The following is a 22443-nucleotide window of genomic DNA, read 5'->3' on the forward strand; positions in this document are numbered from 1 at the left end:
CGACTGTAGTTTTGACTAAAGATAGACCCAATTATTAATTGATAAAGTAAAAAGTAGGGAATAGTCACGAGCTTAAGCTGAAATCAAGTTCAATTTTCGATTAATTTTTTGGTGGGTTTCATTCAAAGGTTTTCTCCCGTAGAGTTAGAGGATTGGGGTAACGTATCCACCGCACCCAACGCTTTTAAGGTGGCAATTTCTACGTGGGTTAACCCTTTCACTCCGGCAAGGTTTAAACCGCTATAAATCTTATCACTAATTACCCGTAAACATTCTCCAGTTTCTACATCCCACAATCGAACGGTTTCATCCCAACTTCCACTAACAAGGGTTTTTGAATCGGATGAAAAAGCAACAGACTTGACCCGGAATGAATGTCCTTCTAGAGTTTGAATGCAATGACCATCACTGAATCTCCACAACTTAATTGTATTATCAGAACTTCCACTAGCTAGAGTTTTTCCGTCCGGGGAAAAAGCAACGGAATTGACCCAGTTTGAATGTCCTGCTAAAATTTTAATGCAGCGTCCATCCTCAAGTCTCCACAACTTAATAGTATGATCGTCACTACAACTAGCTAGAGTTTTTCCATTTTGGGAAAAAACAACGGAATTAACCAAATCTAAATGTTCTTCCAAAGTCATAAGACAGTGACCATCCTCAAGTCTCCACAACTTAATAGTATTGTCAAAGCTTCCACTGGCAAGAATATTTCCATCAGGTGAAAAAGCAACGGAGTTGACCCAATCTGAATGCTCTTTTAAAGTCATAAGACAGTGACCATCTAAGCTCCACAACTTGATAGTATTGTCAAAACTTCCACTGGCAAGAATTTGTCCGTTAGGAGAAAAGGCAACACACCTGACCCCATCTGAATGTCCTTTTAAAGTCTTAAAGCAGTGACCATCTAAGCTCCACAATTTTATAGTTTTGTCCCGACTACAACTTGCAAGAGTTTGTCCGTCCGGGGAAAAAGTAACGGAGTACAGTAAATCCGAATGTTCTTTTAAAGTAATGAAGCAATAGCTATCACTGAGCCTCCACAGCTTAATAGTGTTGTCACGACTGCCACTGGCAAAAGTCTGTCCATCAGGAGAAAACGCTACAGAATCAATAGGAGTTGAATGTCCTGCTAAAGTAGCAAAGCAACGATCATCAATCATTTTCCAAAGCTTTACGATATGGTCACGACTACCACTAGCAAGAGTTTCTCCGTTCGGAGAAAAAGCAACGGAGTAGACTACAGATAAATGTCCTTCTAAGGTTTTGAGACAGTTACCATCATTGAGTGACCATAGCTTAATAGTAGTGTCATCACCCCCAGTAGCAAAAGTTTGTCCGTTGGGAGCAAAGGCAACAGAGTAAACCTGATTTGAATGTCCTTCTAAGGTTTTGAAACAGTTACCATCATTGAGTGACCATAACTTAATGGTGTTATCCAAACTGCCACTGGCGAGAGTTTTTCCGTCAGGAGAAAAAGCAACGGAGTAGACTACAGATAAATGTCCTTCTAAGGTTTTGAAACAGTTATCATCATTGAGTGACCATAGCTTAATGGTGTTATCCAAACTGCCACTGGCGAGAGTTTTTCCGTCAGGAGAAAAAGCAATAGATCTGATCCCATGTGAATGCCCTTTTAAAGTAGCCAGACAAGTAAAATTATTGAGTGACCATAATTTAACAGTGTTGTCATTACTACCACTAGCAAGAATTTTCCGGTTAGGGGAGAAAGCAACAGAGTAAACTCGATCTGAATGTTCTTCTAAAATCCTGATGCAGTTGCCGTCACTAAGTCTCCACAGTTTAATCGTTCTATCATAACTGCCACTAGCGAGGGTTTTTCCGTCGAGAGAGAAAGCAACGGAGTTAACTCCAGACAAATGTCCTTGTAGAACAAGGAGAACTCGTCCGGCTGTTGCCTCCCAGACTTGTACAATTCCTCTACTATCACCCACTGCTAAAAACTTGCCATCTGGACTAAAAGCAACAGAGAACACAGTAGTTAAACTTCGATTAAAGATACAGTTTGTAAGCATTGTTTCGGTAAAATTTGTTCCTCGAAGGCTGATATTCGAGAAGTTAACGTTTTTAATAACTGTATTGCTGAGGTCGCTGTATTCTAAACTGTGGGAAGAGTAACGAGTTAACAGTTTGAGAAGATTTCCCGGCCAATAACCAACTTCGGATTCCGTTTGACCCCGTGTCGCTTGAATTAAGTTGAGGAGACGTTCTCGGACATTGTTGGGGTTGAGCATTGGTATCGCAAAGTCTAACACGGCTTTTGTTAAGGGAGCGTGTCGCAGTCGATCCGATAAGATGTCTAAGGGTTCGGGGTCGAAGGTATTCAACGGGGCAATCGTTTCATTGGATTGACGTTTAAAATAGGTTTGCCAAGTATAATTTTGAGCGGTCAGTTGAGTATTAATCCAACGGCTTTGTTTGGCAACCTCGACAAAATCATCTGCTAAGACGCCCAACTCTGCAAGCAGTTTGTAGGCAACGAAAAACTCCAAAAGCGAACGATGGGCGGGCATATAATCCCCGTCGGAATTGCGGATCAGGAGGGTTTGTCCTCTCATGTCATAATCCCAGTGGTCTAAATCCTTTTGTTCTTGAACTTCCGCCGAAAAAATGCGACGAATCTGATCGGGGAATGAGCGATAATTCAGTGACATTTGCTCGGTTGAAAGCATTTCCCAAGCCAGTTCACAGAGAAAATAAAGTTTATCGGCTAGAGATGTAAAGGTACGTTCATTGGTAATATCTCGTTCCATCTTGTGTTGTACGGCATAGAGATAAACCCGCGAAATATCCACAGGTTTTCCCGCTTCAATATCGGGCAACGCTGCCAAAATCAAATCCACCATCACCGGACGACGTGCCAAGTCCAACAGTTGAGGATTTCCCATCACTTCGTCAACGGTTTCTGAATTAGTCCGAAAGGATAAAACCTGCCGAATTTGTTCGTCGTTGAACTTCTCCAACTCCAACATTTCAAATTGGGGTGTTTCCCCGGTAAGATTGGCAGTTGAGGCTTTTAACTCCGCATTGAGTAAACTTCGACCTTCCTTAGCTTCGGGAAAGTGTTCCGTCCGACAGGTTAAAATTGCCTTTGAACCCGGAACGACAACTTTAGCTAGTTCCCAAAAATTATTAATCATTGCTTGCCGATCAACCCGTGCTGCCATTTCATCAAACCCATCAAAAATTAGCAGCAACTTTCCCATGCGGTTGAGTTGTTCAAAAGCGGAATAACCGGGAATTTTTATTTCATGCTTTCGGAAAAAGAATTCGGAAAATAACGACTCAACACTCACGGCTTTTGCGTAATCTCTCAGAGGAATGACTATCGGTATCCGAGGGCGTTCAACCCGTCGTTTTTTCGCGTCCAAATACTTTTTCAATGCTATCCAAGCATAGTGGAAAGCAAACCAAGTTTTTCCGGTTCCAAATTCTCCCAAAACGGATAAATGTTCTTTGGCCGGATCATCCAACCAAATATCAATGTAACCTTCTATCCAGCCCTCTCGCTCATCGTAGAGACTCATCCCGATCCGTTGTTTTGTTTGGGGATCAATTTCTTCTTTCCTACAAGCCAATGGAACATACATTTCATCAATTTTACGGCTTTTAACCTGCTGTTCCAGCCAGTTCAAATATCCATTGAAATCTGCTACTTCGTCCAAGAGTTCATCAAAGGTATAGCAAAATAAATCCCGATTTTCATTTTTTTCTACTTCATCTCTGGCGGCGCGACTAATTCTTCGATGGGTAACTAACCAACCTTCATCAGTTTTTTGTGTATCTACAGACTGGCGCAATGCTTGTAAATCATCCAGTCCGGCTTCTCTTTCTACTCCTCGAATTAAAACGCGATCAAATCCGCGTCGAGCCGGAATATTAACAATCCATTCAAAGTAATTTTTTCCTGAAATATTATGCGGTTCAAAGTCATATTTTAAGGCTTTAAACCAAGATCGCAGTTGTTGAGACAACTGGGAATCTCGAGTTTGACTCGCAGGCAGAAGTTTTTGATAGCTGGCAGAAATTTGAGAGAGTTGGGTTTGAATTTCCGAAAAATTTAGGGTTTGAACCTGCTGTTGTATTTCGGCTAAACTGTTTTGTAGATTTTTCAGTTTATGGTCAGCTAAAATCTCTTTAGGAAGGCGAGTTTGCTTGATAATTTCAATAAATAAGGCGCTGAACTCTGCCAATTCTCTGCGATAATCAATGTTGCGAGATTTTATTTGCTGTCCGACATAATAGTTTTCTAAATATTGTTCTGTTTGCTCTAGGAGCAAATTGGGATTGTTTTGTTCAAAGGCTTCTTGAAAAGCGGATTTGATCTCATCCTCTCGAAAAATTTGAAGAATAGTTTCGGATTTAACGACTCCATATTCAATTAAAGTATAGACATAAATTCCTTCAAAATCTGCTGGCGGTTCCTCGGGTTTTAATTGAAATTTATTAAGAATTTTCAACGCTTTTTCATTTCGGTTGAGCCGATCTTGAACTGCGACAACTCCCTGAGAAACTAACTCGGCAATAACATCGTCAATAATAAACATTTGATTTATTTTCCTTAACGAACAGCATTTTTTATATGGTCTCGATTCAAGCATTCTCTAAAATTAGGCGACCGCTCGTTTAACTACCATCCACCTAAAAATGCTACTTATGAGAAACGTGTTCTGTTAGAGGTTTCACAGCTTTTTGTATGCGGAAAAAATCTATGACAGCGTATCCTGTGAGCGAATTTGAGTATTTTTAGAGTCCCCGGTATCAGTACCGAGGACAATTAAACGGCAAACCAGCATCAGTTTCATAGCCTAGAGCCTAAGCTCGTAGAACAGGTCAGATACTTCCTGCTATCTCTAGCTGATTGCTAATCAATAGATAAACTGAGCATTTGTTCTCAATTCTTCTGGCATAGAGATGACCCTGCAATCAAGGACGTAACCCATGCGGCTACAGTCATCAGTTACAACCTCGTAACGGTTGGTAAACTCAAACCAAATGGGAAAACCGTCATCATCTTTGTCTATTTTGTTTTTACCAGCGCGATAGCTGAATTCAAACGGTTTATTTTTCTCAGACTGCTTTAAGGTTTGGTGTAACCGCTCCAAGTCAGCAGGATGCCAATGATCGCTAATTTTGACGGTCGTTAGCACTTCCGGGTCAACGTTGAACAGTTCACCCGCAGAAGGATTAACCCATAATTGGTAGTTGTCAAGCGAGGTCATCGCTGCGGGATATTCCAGTTCTGCCAAACGGTTCAGCGTTTTGATGAGGTCGTATGTCCAATATTTGCACGGCTGGGTTACAACCTTAGAAGTAATCAGTTGTTGATTTTTGGTAGTATTCATAATGCGAGATACAAGAGTTTTCAACTTTGGGGGGATTGTTACCGATTCATCTCCCCATCTAATTTTGAAAGGTTTCTGAGTTTTATCGGCGGTTGTACAGATTTCATCCAGAAACCAGTTCAAAAAATCAGCAGTAGGTAACTCAGGCTTGGGATTGTCTAAAAAAGTAGCCCCAAACTCCCATCCCGCTTTACTTGCTATTTCTAATAGTGTCTCCATTCCCACATCTCTCAATCAAGCTTGCAACAATTTCGGGACTGATCTTTAACTTGGATGCCAGCAAAAAAATTTGAGCCTTGTTCGGTGATTCATTGTTAAGCATCGTTCTGAAGATCTCTAACGCGATCGCATCTTCGTTATCCTCTCCAGACAAAGACTCCTCAGACTCTAAAAGATGTGGAGCATGACGCTTTAACCCCTCTTCTATAAACAACCGGATTACTCCTGATGTACTCCTGTGAGTCTGTTCTGCGTAAGTTTCCAAAGCAGATCGGAACCCTTGAATATCAATCGTTAACCTGTCTTGTCGGCTAGCCATATCATTTTTTATCACCTTAACCTCTTATTACGACTATATCTGCATAGACAGGTCTAATTTTGATGACTTTATCATATAAATTCATTATTTTGTTTATAAAAAATGATAAAATATGCAATACTCACAATTAATTGAGTAAGACTTCAACCCCTTACCCCGATATCCACCACCCGGTAGCTGGTCTTAAAGCGTGGCGGGAGTGAGCGGAAGTGATCGCCAGAAATGGCTTTTTTATTTCACCATCAGTGAGCCGTTGAGAACCCAGTGATGCACTCAGCTTACAGACAGGTCACAAAGAGACTGTCAGAGGTTCTCCCGGAGACAATTTACTGGATGACGACCCGAGAGCTAGAGAGCTGGCTAGGATTCTCAAACGCAACTCGAAAGCGCGATCAGTCAGTTCTGCAAGCACTGGGTTTAATCCCCAAGCAGGTAACAGGTCAAGGGGGATATCCTCGCGACATCTTAGAGATTTGGTGGGAATTCCGCCAACTTCAGCACAAAACGTCTCGTTATTTCGCCATCACAAACATTCGTAAATTATTGGAGGAAATTAATCATGAACAGCACGGACAAACAAGCAATCAAAGATGCGATGAATCAGTCGCCTAATGGGAACGGGAACGGGAAAAAAGCAACGGAACGTCCTCAACAAAACCCGCCAAAAACTTCCCCAGAGCATCGCCGGACTTCCATTGCAGATGCAATGGGATTGAACGAAACCGAACGGGAATTGGTGGAATTAACGAGCGACTTAAAATCCAAGCAAATGCTGCGATTGGTCGAAAGCGAAACCCTCCGCAAATTCGGCGAAGGCTTACAGGAAAGCGGAGGACTTATTGAAAACTTGAATACCCAGTTGGAGGCGTTACAATCCTACGAATTTACCCTTGAGGATGCCGCTTTTTTACTCTCCGGGCAACCGCTAACCCATGTCAAAATGCTGTCCGGTTCCGAGGGCTAAAAAGTAAAAAGGATCGCCTAGTTTTTACATTGGCGATCGCACTCTACACAAAAAGCATTGATTTTAAGTTTCTGAAAGCCATTATAGCAACAGCCACGCCCAAAAAGGCTTTCAGATTCAACCCTCTATTTTCCCCCGTTTTTTCTGGAATCTTTTGATGAATGGAAGGATCTCATTATGCTAAAGTTTTTCCGCCATAACCGACCCATCAATTACCAACCTCTTATCAAGTTTCTATTCCGCCTGGGATATTGGGGTCTAATCATCGCAATCTTCCTGTCAATTTGGTTATTTAAAGGATTCGGCGATGGACTTGTAGAAGCGGTAGAGATTGGATTTAAAACCTTTCAATTTCTGCGAGAAAAGTGCAAAAATATTACCCCAGATTACGACGCACCGCACACAATATTCAACGGGATAATCTGATGGAGAATCTGACCGAACACCAACGCTATACCCTACTTTTTGGGCTGGCAGCAACGGCAAAAACCAAGTCATCACATTTTGAATCGCACGGGCTAACGGACTCGTTAATCGATCTCGAAGATTTTTGCTTTATTGAGTACGAAGAAAAGATTTTTAAGCTGGCAGAATCCCTTCAAAAACTCAACAGGGCAGAGATTTTAGACCTAATTATTGAGACGGCAAACCAACTGAAGCAACCGGAGACGATAACAGCATGAACCCCGAAGAAAAAATTCAGCAATTACAGCAGGATTTAGCCGAACTTTCCCATATACTTGCGGGAATTGCCAATCATATCTTTTTCCAACAGATTGGCGTTATAACGGTTGAAGATATGGGCAAGCTCGAAGAAATTATTATCCGCAATCAAGTCAAAAAGGAAATTATCTAGTGAAAAAGAAAACCGTCAACGCAACAGACACTTACGGAACAACCGACCCCAAAGAACTCTACAATTTTGGCTTATATCCCCCGGAGTATTATCCCGAAAAAAATAAGGATAAAAAGCCCTAAAATACAACCGATGAATGAGCAAAAAGTTCTCGCGCAACTCCTCGCAACTTCCTCCGATTTTCTTCATGTATTGTGGGATATAAACTGTCAGAGCATCCACTTCACCAACAGATTTCTCAACTCAATCAATCATGCAAAATTACGGATTCTGAGCGCGATCAACAACAATTCTTAGTAGGAAAAAAATGATTTATCGAGGCAAACACACTAATGTGTCGGGCTACAATCCCGAAGATGGAGCCGAATTCTTTTTCCGAATGGCGGGGCATTACGACGATTTTGAAATTCTAGAAACAACCCGCCAACTCGAAGGAGAACGGGCAGAAATACACGACGTTAAATATGCGGAGGGAATTTATTTTTCCTTCCCTTGGCAAAACAAATCAGTGCAGTTACCGGAGTAAAAACCATGACCAAACCCTTAACTTATTGGCTCTCCTCAACAAGTCCGAAAGAACAGCAAGCTATTACCAACATTGAAGGAATTTGCGGTTCATTCTTTCAAAACTTATCGGAAGAAGGCAAATACTCATTAATTGTAGAAATTTCCAAACAACTTCCGCATACCTCCTCAAGTCTTCATCCACAAATCAAACAGTCTATCAAGGATTTATCGGTGGGAAATCTTCTCAACTTACTCTCCGCAATTTCCAGTTCTTTTTAACCCATCAAAACTTGAGTATTGGAGGAATAAACTATGTGGAATGGAATCCGGCAATTTTTGGGATTGAAACCCGTCTATACCTTGAATATTGTCCCCCAAGACGAATATACACCTAATAGCAATTCTTGGGAAGATGATCAAGATTTTTTCGATGAGGAATTTGAACGGGAAAGACAAGAATATTATGATGAATGGTACGACGATATTATGGCTGTTCAAGAACTGAGTGCTAGAAACAAGATTGGCGAAAAACTTTTGCTCGAATGCGATGATAGCTCACGCGAATATGCAAGTCTCGCCTTGGAAAGATTAGGTTTTCTTCACAAGAATTTCTCCTATCCCGGTAACGAAGACTCGGATGATGATTATGAGGATGAAGATGATTATGAAGAAGAACAAATCTGGGGACATAACGAGCATACCGGATGGATGCCCAGGAGCGATTATTACGAATCAGGAAGTCCGTATTATGGCTGGGATTTTGTAGAAGATTAAATACCAAAACGAGGAAAACTATATCGACAACTAACCCCACAAAAAGAGGAAACATGAACATCGCAGAAATCAAAAAAATCGTCGCATCGGAAATCCTTCGGGTGCAAGCCTTAAGAAAAGGGGTGACAAGGGAATATGTGGGTTTGAAAAAAGCCTTCTTACTGTTCGTGATAGATTGGTATCTTTTTGTTTGTCGCTGGTACATCAAAGGTTAACAAAGCTAGAAACTGGGGTGAAATATCCCCAACTTAACCTCATTCAATTGTTGTTTCTTATGCACAAATTACTTAATGGAAAACTCACCGGAAAGAACCGAGCAATAAACTGGTATTTAGCCCGATTTAACTGGAAGAAGATAGCCCAAAGGGAAGCGGTTCTTTTGAGTTTGGCTTGCGGGATGGTTTTACTCATTGCAGCCCGTCATCTGGTGAGATTAACCAAGCGATTAATTCTGTTATTTGCGCGGTTCGTACTCTCCCCAATCATCCGATTTTGTAGCGGGTTTCTCGGCTGGGCATGGACGGCATCTTTAACCCTAGAAAACATTAGACTTTGGTAGAGATTAATCATGGGAATTTTCGGCACATTATTCGGCAACGATAACAGTTCATCCATCACAAACTCAAGCGGGGGTGCCATAGAAAATGGGGGACACAATATCAGCATTTCCACCGCTTTACGACCCACTAATTCTTGCGTTCCCCGCCCTTCAAACCCCGGTAGTTTTGAATCGATTCGCACAGTTCCAGTGGTGGAAAGCCCTCGGTATTTTACCGCAGAAGAAGAGGCTGCATTGAAGCAGTTGGAAAAAGAGAAAAAGAAAGAGGCATACCATAGCGAAAAAGCATACAAACACCTCGAATCAATTGACACCAGCGATACGCGAGTTCACGTCGCCCACTATGGTTATCAAGAAACCCTAGCAAGAAATGAAGATACTAAACAAGGCGCCACTTCAAAATTTGCCGCCACGTTGCACGCTTTAAGACCGAATTACGCCAAAAGGGAGGCAAGTTTGCAGGGATTGGATGAAGCCAAAACTCATCAGGTTAATCAAATTAAATCCAAGGTCAAAGAGCGATTGGCGATGTTGAGGGGCGAGGGGTAACAGTTTACAGTTTACAGTTACCAGTTATCAGCTTTTTCAGTTATCAATTATCAGTTATTAGTTGTTAGTTATTACTGTTCACTGTTCACTGGTCACTGTTCTGCTTACTGTTCACTGTAACCTCTTAACTGGTCACTGTTCACTGTTCACTGTTCACTGTAAAAGCTATGGCAAATGTCGGAATTTTAGCGGGTCAATTTTTACTGTTTGCATCACTGGGAACCTTTGCCAGTTTTTTAGCAACGCTTGGAGGGTTTGGACTGGGTTTGAGCCGATTCTTTTTTATCAGTTTTACCCTGCTTCAATTGGGAGGATGGTTGGGAGATGACCCCATCGCCAGCACTTTGAAATGGACGGTTAACCAGTGGCATTATTTCTTGATTTCTGCTTTTATCGCCGTCATCTTGGGGGTGATTTTATGGCGTTTTTGAACGAACAACTCAGCTACAATTTTAACCTCAAAAGGCGAATTGCCAGTCAGGGAACGGGGATTATCAACTTCTTCTGCGGGGGCGCTTTGGTTGTCAGTCTTTCCTGCTGGATCATTCCCCCCTGTCTCCCCAACAAATACTCAACCTGGCACAACTGGGTTCAGGGAATTGGGTCAATTGTGGCGATCGCCGGATCTGCAACCGCAATTGGACTGGGGCATTGGTTGAGAAAGGTCGAACCCTATTTGAAATTGGAGGAATTGCAGGAAGAAGACGACTTTGCAGACCGTTTGGCGACGGTGCAATATTATCGGGAAACCTCCCGCATAGAGGAAATGAACGCCTATCTGGAGGGGAGAACTATTCGGCAGGCGTTACCTCAAGAAACATCACCTCAGCCAGCCAAATTTGACCTCAAACGGTACTTAGTTGATGAAGCCACCGGAATCCTGATCACCGGGAATTCGGGGGCGGGAAAGACCAGTTCGGCGGTGGAAATTGCGGGGATGTTAACTGAAAGCGCACCCGCAGAAATCATCGTTCTCGACCCCCATTTCAACGACCAGTGGGCGGAAGCCAGACTGCAAGCCATTTCCAGAATCGAGGAGATTGAACGGGCGATCGCATCCTTGCTCAAAGAACTCGATGCCAGACACGAACGCAAGCGATTGGGATTGCCAAATGGTCGAAAAGTCCTCGTCATCACCGATGAATTATTATCCTGCAAAAAGCGATTTTCCGATCCCAAAAGAGTCGGGGATGCGCTTTCGAGGTTGTCAACGGAGGGGAGGAAGCGGGATATGTTATTTCTCGGCATTTCCCACTCCCCCAACGCCGACGATATTGACATTTCTGCTGAAGTGAGAACCAGTTTTGCCGTGATTAAATTGTGTAAATCCGCACAGAAACACGTCTCAAACTTCTGGGAGAAAAGCGACCCCAGGAAAGCGTATATTCTCAATCATCCGGGCTATCCCGCCATTGTTGCTGATGGGGTAGATGAGATTATGGAGGTTTGAACGGATGCTTGGGGTGGAAAAGATACAAAGTCAACTCGATAAACTCCTCCAGGAAAATCATCAACTTAAATGTCAAGTCAATCAATTAGAAAGTATTCGGATTAATCATTCTGACTCCCCACTTTGGCAATTAGAAAAAAGACTGATGTGCGTTGAAAGCGAATATCAACAGTTAAAAGAGCAATCCCAACTGGTACTCGGATGTTTTGAACGTCTACAAGAAAAGATTCACAATCAACTGCAACCGGGAACCGTTGTGGAAATCCTGTTTGACGACAAGGGGATTCATACAGGTCAGTTGGGAACTGTTGAACAGGAGTTTGAATGCAGTCCGGGTAATTGGTGGGTGAGTTTTGTTGACCCCGATACTCAACACACTTATCGAGGATTATTTCACGCCTATCAGTTATATTTACCTCCTTTTTAAATCGAAGGCAGATGGCAGATGGCAGCGCGAACTCGCGACTTGGCGGAATGGTCGAGAGCGCGAACTTGCGGCCCGGCGGTTTCCGCCGAGAGCAAAGTTCGCAAGAGAGCGAAGTTCGTAAGAGAGATGGCAGAGGGTTGATATATGGCGCTACGCGCAAGTCAGAAGTTAGAAGTCAGAAAAAGGGCTTCAAACTTGAAGGAACTGGCGAACCCGAAGGGCAAACTCGATTCCCGAGCTTTTTTCAGATCCTCAACAATCCAAACCTTCTGCCCTCTCTCTTGCGAACTTCCTCCTCGACGGAAACCGCCAAGACCGGAGTTCGCGCTGCCTCCTGCCTTCTGCCTTCGTTTAAGAATTTTCAAGGATAACACCCATGAAAAACTTAACGACTACTTCAAAAACTGCACAGTTTACCACCGCAACATTAGGAGTTGTACGTCACCCCTCCAATCTCCTTGTAGAGTTTTTAGAGGTTTGGAAAAGGCGCAGTAAGGTGAAAGCCTGCATTCTTAGCTGGTTAGATTCCTGGCACATATCAAAAGGTGAAACGGGTTGGATTTGTGCTTCTTATCAACAGATTGGGAAAGCTTTTGGTTATTGTCGAGATACCATCGGGCGACACCTCAAAGATTTAATTAAAGATGGCTATATACGCCGTAGAAATTTGCTTCCCCATGAAAAGCGATATCCCACCGACACCCGCAAGATGTACCAGATTAATTTCCCAAAACTTCGGGAAAAAGTTGACAATGAAATTTTGACTCCTAGCTACGACAAATCAGACGGCTACCCCTTAAAATATCAGACGGTAGATGTTGAAAATCAGACGGATCTTAACTCTTACTCAAACCTTTCTAAATCCTCCCTTACACACCAAGAGAAAGCCCCATTAGAAAAATGTGTGTGTGTTCGAGGATTAGAAATTTTTTCGGAAAGAGGGGAAAGCCCAGAAAAAGAAGTATTTTTAGAAACTCAAGAGTTTTCCAACAATCAGGAACTTTCAAACCGCCAAGAATTATTAGAAAAACCAGAAGTTTTAGAATCCGAAGAAGTTTCAGAATGTGAAAAATTTACAACCCATCCAGAAATTGGGGAATCTGAAAACTTCTCCACAAATCAAGAAATTTCAGAAGATTTTCAACCCACCACCCCGCCCCAAAATTCCAGCCACGCCGAATTAATCACAAAACTGAATCAATCCATTCGTCCGCCTTTCAAGCCGATTCAGTTGGGTTCAGTGGAGTGGGTAATGAGGCGATACCCGGAAAACATTACCGGGGCAATTAAAGCCGTTAAACAGGGGTTAAAACAGGGCTGGATGAAGAATCCTACGGGGTATTTAATTCGAGCGCTCAAGGAAGGAATTAAGGTCGAACAAAATATCTCTGGTGCGATGAGTCGGGATTATTGGTGGACGTGGGTTGGTGAAAATTGGGGAAAAGAAAAGCGCAATAGTTTAATTGAGCGGGTATCGGATTTGGGTCAAGGTTTGAGTGTCTATTTTACAAACGGTTTGGAACGTCCCTTTGATGAAATTAAGCAACTGTCTCTAGAAGAAGTGGAAGCGTTGGCGTTGGAAACCCCGGAAACTTACCCTGATGAACATCCCCAAGACCCTATTTCACCTCAGCAAGTTGAATATTTACAAGCGATTATGCGGGGAATTGGAAGTTAGAGATCTGCACATCAAAACAAAGCCAACTAAGCGATTGACTCCTTAGCAATTGCCAAACTGAAAAGATTCGACCAATTTCTGGAAATTTCTGAGGTTGATGATATTCCTTCTAAATTTCACTGGGGAACGATTGAGGATATTATTGAGGCTCTGAAAAACTGTCAGAACTACGAACAAAAAGTGTTTTTTATACGGAAGATATCGCCCGAAGTTTTCAGTTGGGCTTGGCGTTGTTTGAACTCCTAGTAGCCACAATCTTCTGCTTATCGTGGAAAAAAGTCTAACCTCGCAGAACCCTAATATTAGCATTTCTAAAAGTTCCCTCTTGTTTGCGATCGCAATTTTCGGGTTTACCAGTCCCCCCGAAAGTATCGGTCAAGGCTTGTATTTTAGAGGAATTGCTAGAAAATTTAGGCATCTTAAATCGGCTCAAGTTAGAAAGATGGCTGACTATTTGGGAGAATCCGTCAAACGGTTTGAACAGTTCATATCTTAGCAGGTTTAGGTCACAGGTGAACTCATTGTGAGCAACGGTCAACTTCTGGATGTGAAATGTTAGTCCTCTACAATTGAAACCTAACAATTTGTCCAAGATTTTTAAGTTGGGTAAATTTTATCAAGATATTGGAGAAGATCAACAAGCTATTCAAAGTTGTAATGAAGCCGGAGAACTGTTAGAAAACTCTGCTGATCGACAAGCCCTAGAATTAGGATCTCAATTTTAGATAAAAAATCAGAAGCGATCGCCACCTTTCAACAAGCCGTTAAACTGGCGCAATCAGCCAATTGGCAGGTGAAGCGGCAAATGTTTATTCATCGAATTATCCATTGGGCGACTCACGGGTTTGTTAATAGTCGCAACCCAGAGTTGTCAGGAATTGTCATGTGAATGCTTAATATTCTCAGCGTCTCCCAATCTGATATCTTGAAAATGTTGTAGTTGATCAGCTAATGAAAATGCCAGGCGCAAATCATCTAATCAAGATCGCTCCTCAACCGAAGCGAGTCAAAGTCACCTTTAACGGACAGACGATAGCAGACACAACCCAAGCTTTGGAACTGAGGGAAGGAATGTCACCACCCGTGCAGTACATTCCTCGCAGCGATGTGGCAATGGAGCGGTTACAGCCAACCCAACATTCCACCCATTGTCCTTACAAGGGAGATGCTAGTTATTTTAGCATTACGGTCGATGGTAAAACAGCCGAAAATGCCATTTGGTCTTATGAAAATCCCGATCAGGCGGTTGAACAAATCAAAGAGTACCTCGCTTTTTATCCTAACCGTGTTGATAGGATTGAAATGATTTAGGAATATCTATCTTTATTCTAAACCCATTGAAGCGATCGCAGTTTGAGAAGAAGTTGTGGGACTCATGCGATCGCCGACACGTTGGTTGTGTTGAGAGACGGGTCGGCAACTTGAAGTTAGTCCGCTTTGAGCTATTCGATTAATAGAAGCGATCGCATCAATCGATTTGAATTGAATTCAATCCTCCAAAAAGAAGGTTATTGATGAATTTTCCCTCCTTTCAACCGACAACTCTCTCCTTTTTTTCATCCCTAACCTCATCCTCCGTTTCTGCGGTCAACTCGGTTTCATAGTGGACAACAATCCAAGAGCGTTTCAAGTCACTCATACAACTTCACAATTTCAAGGGTTTATATTCTAATTATTAATGAAAATGTAGATTAAATTATGATTTAATCATCAATAATCCTTTAACCTTTAGAAAACTCAGTAGATTCACCCGCATTTGAGGAGTATGAAACGAAGACAGTTCTGCCATTTAGCAATTAGTTCAGCAATAAGCGGATTTGGTATGAAAAACAGCTTTAACTGAATTCTGAATGTAAAATTATGAATTATAAATTGATTGCCAGAAAGTTTGGACTCTATTCTCAATGAGAAATTCTCCATGAGAAAAAAGATTAATTCTTAGAGGATAGAGAGCTTTGTTCTCCTCTCCGGGAGTTCCTTTCAGAATTCAGAATTTATAATTTTGTTGAGTTTGAACTTACTTGATATGGATAAGTTATCACCTCAAACACTCTAAAGAGCGTACCGCTCAACCGGATGATGTCATTCATCTTTCAGAGAAGTTGAAAGTTATCAAACTCCGTCTCCACCCCGTCCACCTATTCACTCCAAAACTCTACTTATTCTACAAAGCAGTTTAGTCTTTTTAGCCACTTTTGCCAATAGTTGAGCAATTGTTGACGTTCAAACGGAAATGTTTGGGCATCCCGATCTCGAAGGGCTACAACAATCAGCGAGTTCACAACTTTAGAGCCAAACAAACTCTCTCCGTAGCATCGGTTAATTGCGGCATTGTAGGCGACAATTTCTAAGGGCTTATCGTAAAGTTCATCTACTCCCCGTTTGGGTTGTTCGGCTGTCATTAACTCAATGGTGAATGGAATGCTTTGATACCGGGCAACTAAATCAACTTTACCCGCGTATTTTTCTACATAATTGGGTACAACTGTATCAACTAATTGAATATCACTGAGTTTTCCTAAGAAGGACTGAAGGCTATAACAATAGGGTTGAATTAGGCTCGAAGCTACCGGAGAAAACCCTTGCAAATATTCCTTCACCCATCGATGCAATAGTTCGGCCCGACGTCGGCCCGTTGAAGCGATGCGATTTGCTTGTGTATTTCCAACTTTTTTGCGCCAGTTAGAAAGAGCAACTTTAGACTCAATTGGCTGTGTAGCCTTGAGTATTGTGGTGACGGCAGGTAATCGAATGCCGTTTTTATCTTTGTAGTAAAACCGTCTATTGATGTAGGTTGATTTCATGAAAAGAATCTCCAAAAAATTGCTTAATTCAATCTCGCAATTTGTTTTTGGAGATATCTCTGATGTTGAGGCTGACTTAGACTGACTTAGGCTTACATATCTACAATCTTCAGTTTTAGCCTGCTATTGCACGCCATTCTTGTTCCACAATAAGTACACAATAAGTAATATTAGAGCAGCCTTAACTGTGATTTAAGGCAGAATGAAGCTACTGAACTCGCTTTCAGCTAATGGAGAGGTTAGTCAATGCCACTACCGCGTGACTTTTTAATTGAGATGGCTCGTAGGTATGCGCTTTCGCCAGAGCAAGAGGATGCTTTCGTGATTGGGTTTAGCAGTAACAAGACAGAATTGGAGATAGCAACAGAACTCCATATCACTAATAGTGCGCTTACCACTCGCATGAGCCACGTTTACAAAAAGTTCAGCATCAACGGCAAAGGCCCAGGTAAATATGGTCGCTTGCTTAATTTTCTGACTGCTGAGTATCGGAAATCTAGGGCTTCAGCCTCTCCAACTTCTAATCTTTCAGAGGATGAGTTAAATAACTTGGTGGAAGAGGTACGCCAAAAATGGTGCGAGATGATTCAAGACCAATACGGCACAATGAGAGCGCTCACCATGTCACAACCTATTGATGTGAGTGAACTCTACACAAACGTCAACATTCTGACAAAAATTCAAAGTTATCAATGGGGCGAAATAGATGAACTTCGACAAAACTTTAACCCGGAAAACTTTGATCGCTTTGGACTGGGTAAACCAACGGATAAACGAATATCAGGACTGGAAGCGGTTGAGAAATATTCAAAGTTGATGGTGTTGGGTAAACCTGGAGCGGGAAAAACAACATTTTTGAGACATTTAGCCATTCAGTGTAATCAAGGGATATTTCAAGCCGATCGCGTTCCAATATTGGTTGAACTCAAACGCTTTGCAGAAGCAGAAGGAAAACCGAGCTTACTGAAATACATCACCGATATTTTTTTGAATTGTGATGTCTATGCCGAAAAAATTGCTGTGATTTTAAAGCGGGGTAAAACTCTGGTTTTACTTGATGGTTTGGATGAAGTAAAACTTGAGGATAATAGCCGTATTATCAAACAGGTTCGTGATTTTTCTGATCAGTTTTACAGGAATCAGTTTCTAATAACTTGTCGGATTGCAGCCAATCACTATAATTTCGATAAGTTTACAGATGTTGAAATCGCGGATTTTGACTGGGAACAAATTAGAATTTTTGTTGAAAAGTGGTTTAAAGCGAATAAAGCAGACAACGCAAAAGAATTGATTGAACAGCTAGAGAACAATAACCGAATTCGAGAACTGGCAACCAATCCCTTACTGTTGACGCTGTTATGTTTGGTGTTTTATAAATCACATAAATTTCCTGATAATCGTTCAGAACTTTATGAAGAAGGAGTCGATATTCTACTTAAAGAATGGGATGAAACGCGAGAGATTGAGCGGGAGCAGGTTTATAGAAATTTATCATGGCGGTGCAAAAAAGATTTGCTGAGTCAAATTGCTCTAACGACATTTGAGCGGGGAGACTATTTCTTTAAACAGAAAGAACTAGAGCAGTATATTTCTGAGTATATTCGCAGTTTACCGGATGCAAAAAATGACCCGGAAGCGTTGCAATTCGATAGTGAAGCTGTATTGAAATCAATTGAAGCGCAACATGGCTTGTTGGTAGAACGGGCGCATAAAATTTACTCTTTTTCTCACCTGACATTTCAAGAGTATTTTGCAGCCAGTAAAATCGTTGAAAACTCCGGGCTAAATAGTTTACAACACCTCGTTAGTCACATTACTGATAAGCGGTGGCGTGAGGTATTTTTACTTGTGGCTGAAATGTTAAAAAATGCGGATGAGCTACTAATGTTGATGAGAAAAGAAATTTATAAACTTGTATCCTTTGATGATAAATTACAGCAGTTTCTAATTTGGGTAAACCAGAAGACACTTTTAGTACAGTCTTTATTTAAACCAGAAGCTATTCGTTCTTTCTACTTCAATCTTGGACTTGCTCCAGTTAATAGCCTTGATGCTTACTATGCTTATGATACCTTAGCTTTACTTAGCGAAGTTGATGACTTTGATGCTAATAGTGAAAATGAGCTTTCTCTTACTGGAAATCTTCCCGATGAACTCAATATTGACCTTTGGTTAATGCTTAATTTTAAGCCTACACTTAATTTTAGACTTTTTAATTATCCATTGGGACAATCCCTTCAGCGACTTACTGAACAAATTCCTAATCTAAATCAGAAAGATGAGTGGGAATACGAGAACGATGAGTGGTGGGAAGAGGATGAGAATGTTGAATGGTGGCAGGCAAACTGTCAAGCCTGGACTGAACAATTGAGATCTGTACTTATTGAGCATCGTAATATTGGGCATCGCTGGGAGTTTTGCAACGAGCAAAAAGAATCACTTCAGAATTATTATGATGCCAATAAACTGCTGATAGATTGTTTGAATAGCAGTTGTAATGTATCGCCGGAAGTGCGCGAAGAAATTGAGGAGACGCTGTTGTTACCCAAAGATGAGATTGAGAAGTGGAAACAAAGACGCACATCGACTTAAATGAATCTTTGCTCATTCTGAACTCTATGCGAATTGATTGTATATCTGACCCCAAGATAGCGATCGCATTGCTTCTATTCCCCATTTTATTCTTGAAAGCCAATCCCCAGCAAATAGGGAGATTTTTCATCAATTACTTCAATTTTAATTTCCACAGTTTCTTGGTTTTGACTTGAATATTCCTGCATCCGGCTTGAGGGTAACGCATTACTTCTCAAATGCGGAACGGCAGATATTGATATTATAAGTTAATGAATACTTTAATCCTGTTGCGCCGTTGTTGCGCTTGGGCGCTATATAAAAATTGGGCTAAAGCCCTACAACTTCAATCAATTTATTTTGATATTATATTTTGATAATTGATGCTAAGAATTATAACAAAGCCGACTAAGGCAAACCGTAAATTCCTGTACAATACTGGGGCGGGCATCCAAAAAATATTAAACCTTTTGCCTTCTATCTCCCATCCTACAGGGCTTGAAATTTAAGTCAAACTTGAAGCCTTCAAAGAACTATAACTTAAAAATTGTTCAGGTATGAGCGCAGCAGCAACCCCCGGATCTATTGTTATTTGTCGCGATCGCCAATGGGTGGTACTTCCCTCCGAAAACCAGGAAGTCATCCGGTTACGGCCCCTTAGTGGTAACGAAGAACAAATCTGTGGGATTTTCACCCGCCTCGGCTTAGAAACCATTGAACCTGCCCAATTTGACCCCCCCAACCCGGAAACGATTCAAAACCACACGGCGGCCCAACTGCTGATGGATGCCACCCGCCTCAGTCTCCGCAGTGGGGCAGGGCCATTTCGCTGTTTAGGGCGCTTATCGGTGCGTCCACGGCCCTATCAACTGGTTCCTTTATTGATGGCATTGCGGTTAGAAACGGTACGGTTACTCATTGCTGATGATGTGGGGATTGGCAAAACCATCGAAGCGGGGTTGATTATCCGCGAACTGTTAGACCGAGGAGAAGCCAAACGACTGGCGGTTTTATGCCCTCCTCAACTGTGCGACCAATGGCAACGGGAACTGAAACAAAAATTTCATATTGATGCGGTTGTCGTGCGTTCTGGTACGGTTTCCAAGCTCGAACGAGGGTTGCCTGCTGGAGATAGTCATATTTTTAGTTATTATCCCCATCTGATTGTCAGTTTAGATTATGCCAAATCTGACCGTCGCCGAGAGAGTTTTCTTGTTCATTGTCCCGATTTAGTAATTGTCGATGAAGCCCATACCTGTACTCATACAGGCGGAGAACGTAGCACTCAACAACAACGGCATCAACTCGTCCAAAAAATTGCTGAAAAATCCAATCAACATTTAATTCTGCTCACCGCTACTCCTCACAGTGGAATTGAAGCGTCTTTTTTATCTTTGTTAGGATTACTGAATCCTGAATTTAAAGACTTCAGCCTAGACCAATTAAACGAAAAACAACGCATTGAATTAGCTCGTCATTTTGTCCAACGGCGACGCATTGATGTTCAACAATGGTTAGGGAATGAAACGCCATTTCCTGAACGAGTTTCCCGAGAAGAACCCTACTCTCTATCTAAAGAATACCGCCAACTGTTTGAAGCGGTTTATGATTTTGCTTGGCGACTGGTGAAAACGGCAACGGAAACCCCCCTGAGTCATGCTCAACGACGGGGAAGATATTGGTCGGCGTTGGCAATTTTGCGCTGTGTGATGTCTTCTCCTGCGGCAGCAATTGCCACTTTAAGCCGTCAAACTCAAAAATATAATACTTTGGATGAAACGCCTGAAGATTTGAATGAAGAATTAGCCGCCACTTATGTTTATGATCCCACTGAACAGGAACAAATTTTAGATGTGGTCCCGACAACAATTGTGGAAAAAGGGAAACAAACCTTTGATGAGTCGCAAAAACGCAAATTACGAGAATTTGTCAAACTTGCTGAACAACTACAAGGGAAAGCTGACCGCAAATTACAACAGGTTAAAACCCTGGTTAAAACCTTACTCCAAGATGGGTTAAATCCGATTATTTGGTGTCGTTATATTGCTACGGCTAAATATGTCGCTGATGCTTTGAAGGAATTAGAAACCAAGAAAAATAACCTGCGGGTAATTGCGATTACGGGAGAACAGTCAGAAGATGAGCGAGAAATCCGTTTAGAAGAACTGAAAAATGCACCCCAACGGCTGTTAGTCGCTACGGATTGTTTAAGCGAAGGGATTAATTTACAGGAACATTTTACCGCAGCGATTCACTATGATTTACCCTGGAATCCTAACCGTTTAGAACAACGAGAAGGACGCATTGACCGTTACGGACAAATAGCACCACAGGTTAAATGTTTTCTCATTTATGGTCAAGATAACCCGATTGATGGGGCAGTATTACAAGTTTTAATTCGTAAAGCCGTAGAAATTCATAAATCTTTAGGAATTACAGTTCCGGTGCCAATGGATAGCAGTACAGTCCAAGAAGCGGTGTTTAAATCTTTATTTGATAGAGCCGCAGAAGCCAAACAATTAACGATTTTTGATTTATTAGATAATCAAGATTCTCCTTTGGTAGAGGTTCATCAAAGTTGGGATAAAGCCGTAGAACGAGAAAAACTGAACCGGACTCGCTTTGCTCAACGAACAATTAAACCGGAAGAAGTGCAACAAGAGTTAATCGAATCTGACCAAATTTTAGGCAGTGAAACAGATGTTGAACAGTTTGTTAAAAATGCTTGTGAAAAGTTAAGTTGTTCTCTAGTTAAACAGAAAAAAAGCTGGAAATTAGCGAATATTCCCCTTTGTGTTCAACCGATTTTAGGCAATCAACCGCGATTAATTTCTTTTACTTCTCCTGCACCGGAAGGAGTTGAATATATTGGGCGAAATCATCCGTTAGTGGAAGGATTAGCACGTCATATTTTAGAAGAAAGTTTAGATGAACAGCAACGGGAACCCATCGCCGCCCGTTGTGGGGTGACGGTGACGGAAGGGGTAGCGAAACAAACGGTTATTTTATTATTGAGAATTCGGCATTTATTAGAAAGTTCAAAACAACAAGTGTTACTGGTTGAAGAAGCGTTAGTCAGAGGATTTACCGGAAGTCCTGCGAACGCTAATTGGTTATCGGATGAGGAGTCTTTAAATTTACTTCAGTCCTGCGAACCTGTGGGAAATTTACCCCTAGAAAATAAACGAAATCGGATTAATCAAATTTTAACACGTTTGGATGATTTAGAACCGGATTTAGAAGCGATAGCAGAAGAACGAGCGCAGGTTTTATTAAGTTCTCATCAGCGTGTCCGAGCAATTACAAAGGAAGGAAAAGTTAAAGTTAACCCTCAGTTACCGATGGATATTTTAGGTATTTATATTTTAATTCCTAAATAGTTCTTCTTGACAGAATGACC

General features: G+C 41.7%; 25 protein-coding genes. 21 read left to right on the forward strand and 4 right to left on the reverse strand.

All coding sequences use genetic code 11. The annotated features are described in order from the left end of the window. Nucleotides 1-122 precede the first annotated feature (122 nt). The 3 genes from VB836_RS14140 to VB836_RS14150 form a co-directional block, all read right to left on the reverse strand. Nucleotides 123-4568, reverse strand: coding sequence for a WD40 domain-containing protein (locus VB836_RS14140; RefSeq protein ID WP_323219955.1), 4446 nt, complete (start codon nucleotides 4566-4568; stop codon nucleotides 123-125). Between the two features lie 321 nt (nucleotides 4569-4889). Further along, complete coding sequence (locus VB836_RS14145; protein WP_323219957.1) at nucleotides 4890-5366, reverse strand: PAS domain-containing protein; 477 nt, start codon at nucleotides 5364-5366, stop codon at nucleotides 4890-4892. 190 nt (nucleotides 5367-5556) lie between these two features. Then, the gene (locus VB836_RS14150; protein WP_323219959.1) at nucleotides 5557-5904 is read right to left on the reverse strand and encodes a hypothetical protein; all 348 of its coding nucleotides are present in this window, start codon (nucleotides 5902-5904) and stop codon (nucleotides 5557-5559) included. Nucleotides 5905-6237: 333 nt separating this feature from the next. Here VB836_RS14150 and VB836_RS14155 point away from each other — a divergent pair, with 333 nt between their 5' ends. From VB836_RS14155 to VB836_RS14245, 19 genes are all read left to right on the forward strand, one after another. After that, a complete protein-coding gene (locus tag VB836_RS14155) occupies nucleotides 6238-6516 on the forward strand; it encodes a hypothetical protein (RefSeq protein WP_323219961.1) in 279 nt (92 codons plus the stop codon). After that, a complete protein-coding gene (locus tag VB836_RS14160; protein WP_323219963.1) occupies nucleotides 6464-6868 on the forward strand; it encodes a hypothetical protein in 405 nt (134 codons plus the stop codon). Before VB836_RS14155 ends, VB836_RS14160 begins: the two co-directional genes overlap by 53 nt. Before the next feature lie 365 nt (nucleotides 6869-7233). Continuing rightward, nucleotides 7234-7551: a hypothetical protein gene (locus VB836_RS14165; protein ID WP_323219965.1), complete on the forward strand. Its 318-nt coding sequence runs from the start codon at nucleotides 7234-7236 to the stop codon at nucleotides 7549-7551. Then, complete coding sequence (locus VB836_RS14170; RefSeq protein WP_323219967.1) at nucleotides 7548-7724, forward strand: hypothetical protein; 177 nt, start codon at nucleotides 7548-7550, stop codon at nucleotides 7722-7724. Before VB836_RS14165 ends, VB836_RS14170 begins: the two co-directional genes overlap by 4 nt. Further along, nucleotides 7724-7846 carry a hypothetical protein gene (locus VB836_RS14175; protein ID WP_323219969.1) on the forward strand — a complete coding sequence of 41 codons (123 nt, stop codon included), beginning with the start codon at nucleotides 7724-7726 and terminating at the stop codon, nucleotides 7844-7846. Before VB836_RS14170 ends, VB836_RS14175 begins: the two co-directional genes overlap by 1 nt. A gap of 185 nt (nucleotides 7847-8031) precedes the next feature. After that, the gene (locus tag VB836_RS14180; RefSeq protein WP_323219971.1) at nucleotides 8032-8250 is read left to right on the forward strand and encodes a hypothetical protein; all 219 of its coding nucleotides are present in this window, start codon (nucleotides 8032-8034) and stop codon (nucleotides 8248-8250) included. 5 nt (nucleotides 8251-8255) lie between these two features. Beyond that, nucleotides 8256-8510 carry a hypothetical protein gene (locus VB836_RS14185; RefSeq protein WP_323219973.1) on the forward strand — a complete coding sequence of 85 codons (255 nt, stop codon included), beginning with the start codon at nucleotides 8256-8258 and terminating at the stop codon, nucleotides 8508-8510. Nucleotides 8511-8543: 33 nt separating this feature from the next. Continuing rightward, nucleotides 8544-9005 carry a hypothetical protein gene (locus VB836_RS14190; RefSeq protein WP_323219974.1) on the forward strand — a complete coding sequence of 154 codons (462 nt, stop codon included), beginning with the start codon at nucleotides 8544-8546 and terminating at the stop codon, nucleotides 9003-9005. 53 nt (nucleotides 9006-9058) lie between these two features. Continuing rightward, nucleotides 9059-9220, forward strand: a complete 162-nt coding sequence (locus tag VB836_RS14195; RefSeq protein ID WP_323219976.1) for a hypothetical protein — start codon at nucleotides 9059-9061, stop codon at nucleotides 9218-9220. Nucleotides 9221-9279: 59 nt separating this feature from the next. Continuing rightward, nucleotides 9280-9564, forward strand: a complete 285-nt coding sequence (locus tag VB836_RS14200; RefSeq protein ID WP_323219978.1) for a hypothetical protein — start codon at nucleotides 9280-9282, stop codon at nucleotides 9562-9564. Between the two features lie 9 nt (nucleotides 9565-9573). Further along, nucleotides 9574-10113, forward strand: coding sequence for a hypothetical protein (locus tag VB836_RS14205; RefSeq protein ID WP_323219980.1), 540 nt, complete (start codon nucleotides 9574-9576; stop codon nucleotides 10111-10113). 167 nt (nucleotides 10114-10280) lie between these two features. Continuing rightward, nucleotides 10281-10544: a hypothetical protein gene (locus tag VB836_RS14210; protein WP_323219982.1), complete on the forward strand. Its 264-nt coding sequence runs from the start codon at nucleotides 10281-10283 to the stop codon at nucleotides 10542-10544. Beyond that, nucleotides 10532-11563, forward strand: coding sequence for an ATP-binding protein (locus VB836_RS14215; RefSeq protein ID WP_323219984.1), 1032 nt, complete (start codon nucleotides 10532-10534; stop codon nucleotides 11561-11563). The genes VB836_RS14210 and VB836_RS14215 overlap by 13 nt, the downstream gene beginning before the upstream one ends. A gap of 4 nt (nucleotides 11564-11567) precedes the next feature. Further along, the gene (locus tag VB836_RS14220) at nucleotides 11568-11990 is read left to right on the forward strand and encodes a hypothetical protein (RefSeq protein ID WP_323219985.1); all 423 of its coding nucleotides are present in this window, start codon (nucleotides 11568-11570) and stop codon (nucleotides 11988-11990) included. Nucleotides 11991-12008: 18 nt separating this feature from the next. Further along, a complete protein-coding gene (locus tag VB836_RS14225; protein WP_323219987.1) occupies nucleotides 12009-12131 on the forward strand; it encodes a hypothetical protein in 123 nt (40 codons plus the stop codon). 235 nt (nucleotides 12132-12366) lie between these two features. Beyond that, nucleotides 12367-13668, forward strand: a complete 1302-nt coding sequence (locus VB836_RS14230) for a hypothetical protein (RefSeq protein WP_323219989.1) — start codon at nucleotides 12367-12369, stop codon at nucleotides 13666-13668. 268 nt (nucleotides 13669-13936) lie between these two features. Next, on the forward strand, nucleotides 13937-14164 hold the full coding sequence (locus tag VB836_RS14235; protein WP_323219991.1) for a hypothetical protein: 228 nt from the start codon (nucleotides 13937-13939) through the stop codon (nucleotides 14162-14164). A gap of 106 nt (nucleotides 14165-14270) precedes the next feature. After that, nucleotides 14271-14393: a hypothetical protein gene (locus VB836_RS14240; protein WP_323219993.1), complete on the forward strand. Its 123-nt coding sequence runs from the start codon at nucleotides 14271-14273 to the stop codon at nucleotides 14391-14393. 226 nt (nucleotides 14394-14619) lie between these two features. Continuing rightward, nucleotides 14620-14979: a DUF427 domain-containing protein gene (locus VB836_RS14245; RefSeq protein ID WP_323219995.1), complete on the forward strand. Its 360-nt coding sequence runs from the start codon at nucleotides 14620-14622 to the stop codon at nucleotides 14977-14979. Between the two features lie 848 nt (nucleotides 14980-15827). On the opposite strand, the gene VB836_RS14250 is transcribed toward VB836_RS14245, so the two are convergent. Then, complete coding sequence (locus VB836_RS14250; RefSeq protein ID WP_323219997.1) at nucleotides 15828-16472, reverse strand: hypothetical protein; 645 nt, start codon at nucleotides 16470-16472, stop codon at nucleotides 15828-15830. 246 nt (nucleotides 16473-16718) lie between these two features. Here VB836_RS14250 and VB836_RS14255 point away from each other — a divergent pair, with 246 nt between their 5' ends. Beyond that, on the forward strand, nucleotides 16719-19064 hold the full coding sequence (locus tag VB836_RS14255) for an NACHT domain-containing protein (RefSeq protein WP_323219999.1): 2346 nt from the start codon (nucleotides 16719-16721) through the stop codon (nucleotides 19062-19064). A gap of 536 nt (nucleotides 19065-19600) precedes the next feature. Continuing rightward, nucleotides 19601-22423 carry a helicase-related protein gene (locus VB836_RS14260; RefSeq protein WP_323220001.1) on the forward strand — a complete coding sequence of 941 codons (2823 nt, stop codon included), beginning with the start codon at nucleotides 19601-19603 and terminating at the stop codon, nucleotides 22421-22423. The last annotated feature ends 20 nt before the right edge of the window (nucleotides 22424-22443 follow it).

The sequence above is a fragment of the Limnoraphis robusta BA-68 BA1 genome (assembly GCF_034932365.1).
Classification (GTDB): domain Bacteria; phylum Cyanobacteriota; class Cyanobacteriia; order Cyanobacteriales; family Microcoleaceae; genus Capilliphycus; species Capilliphycus robustus.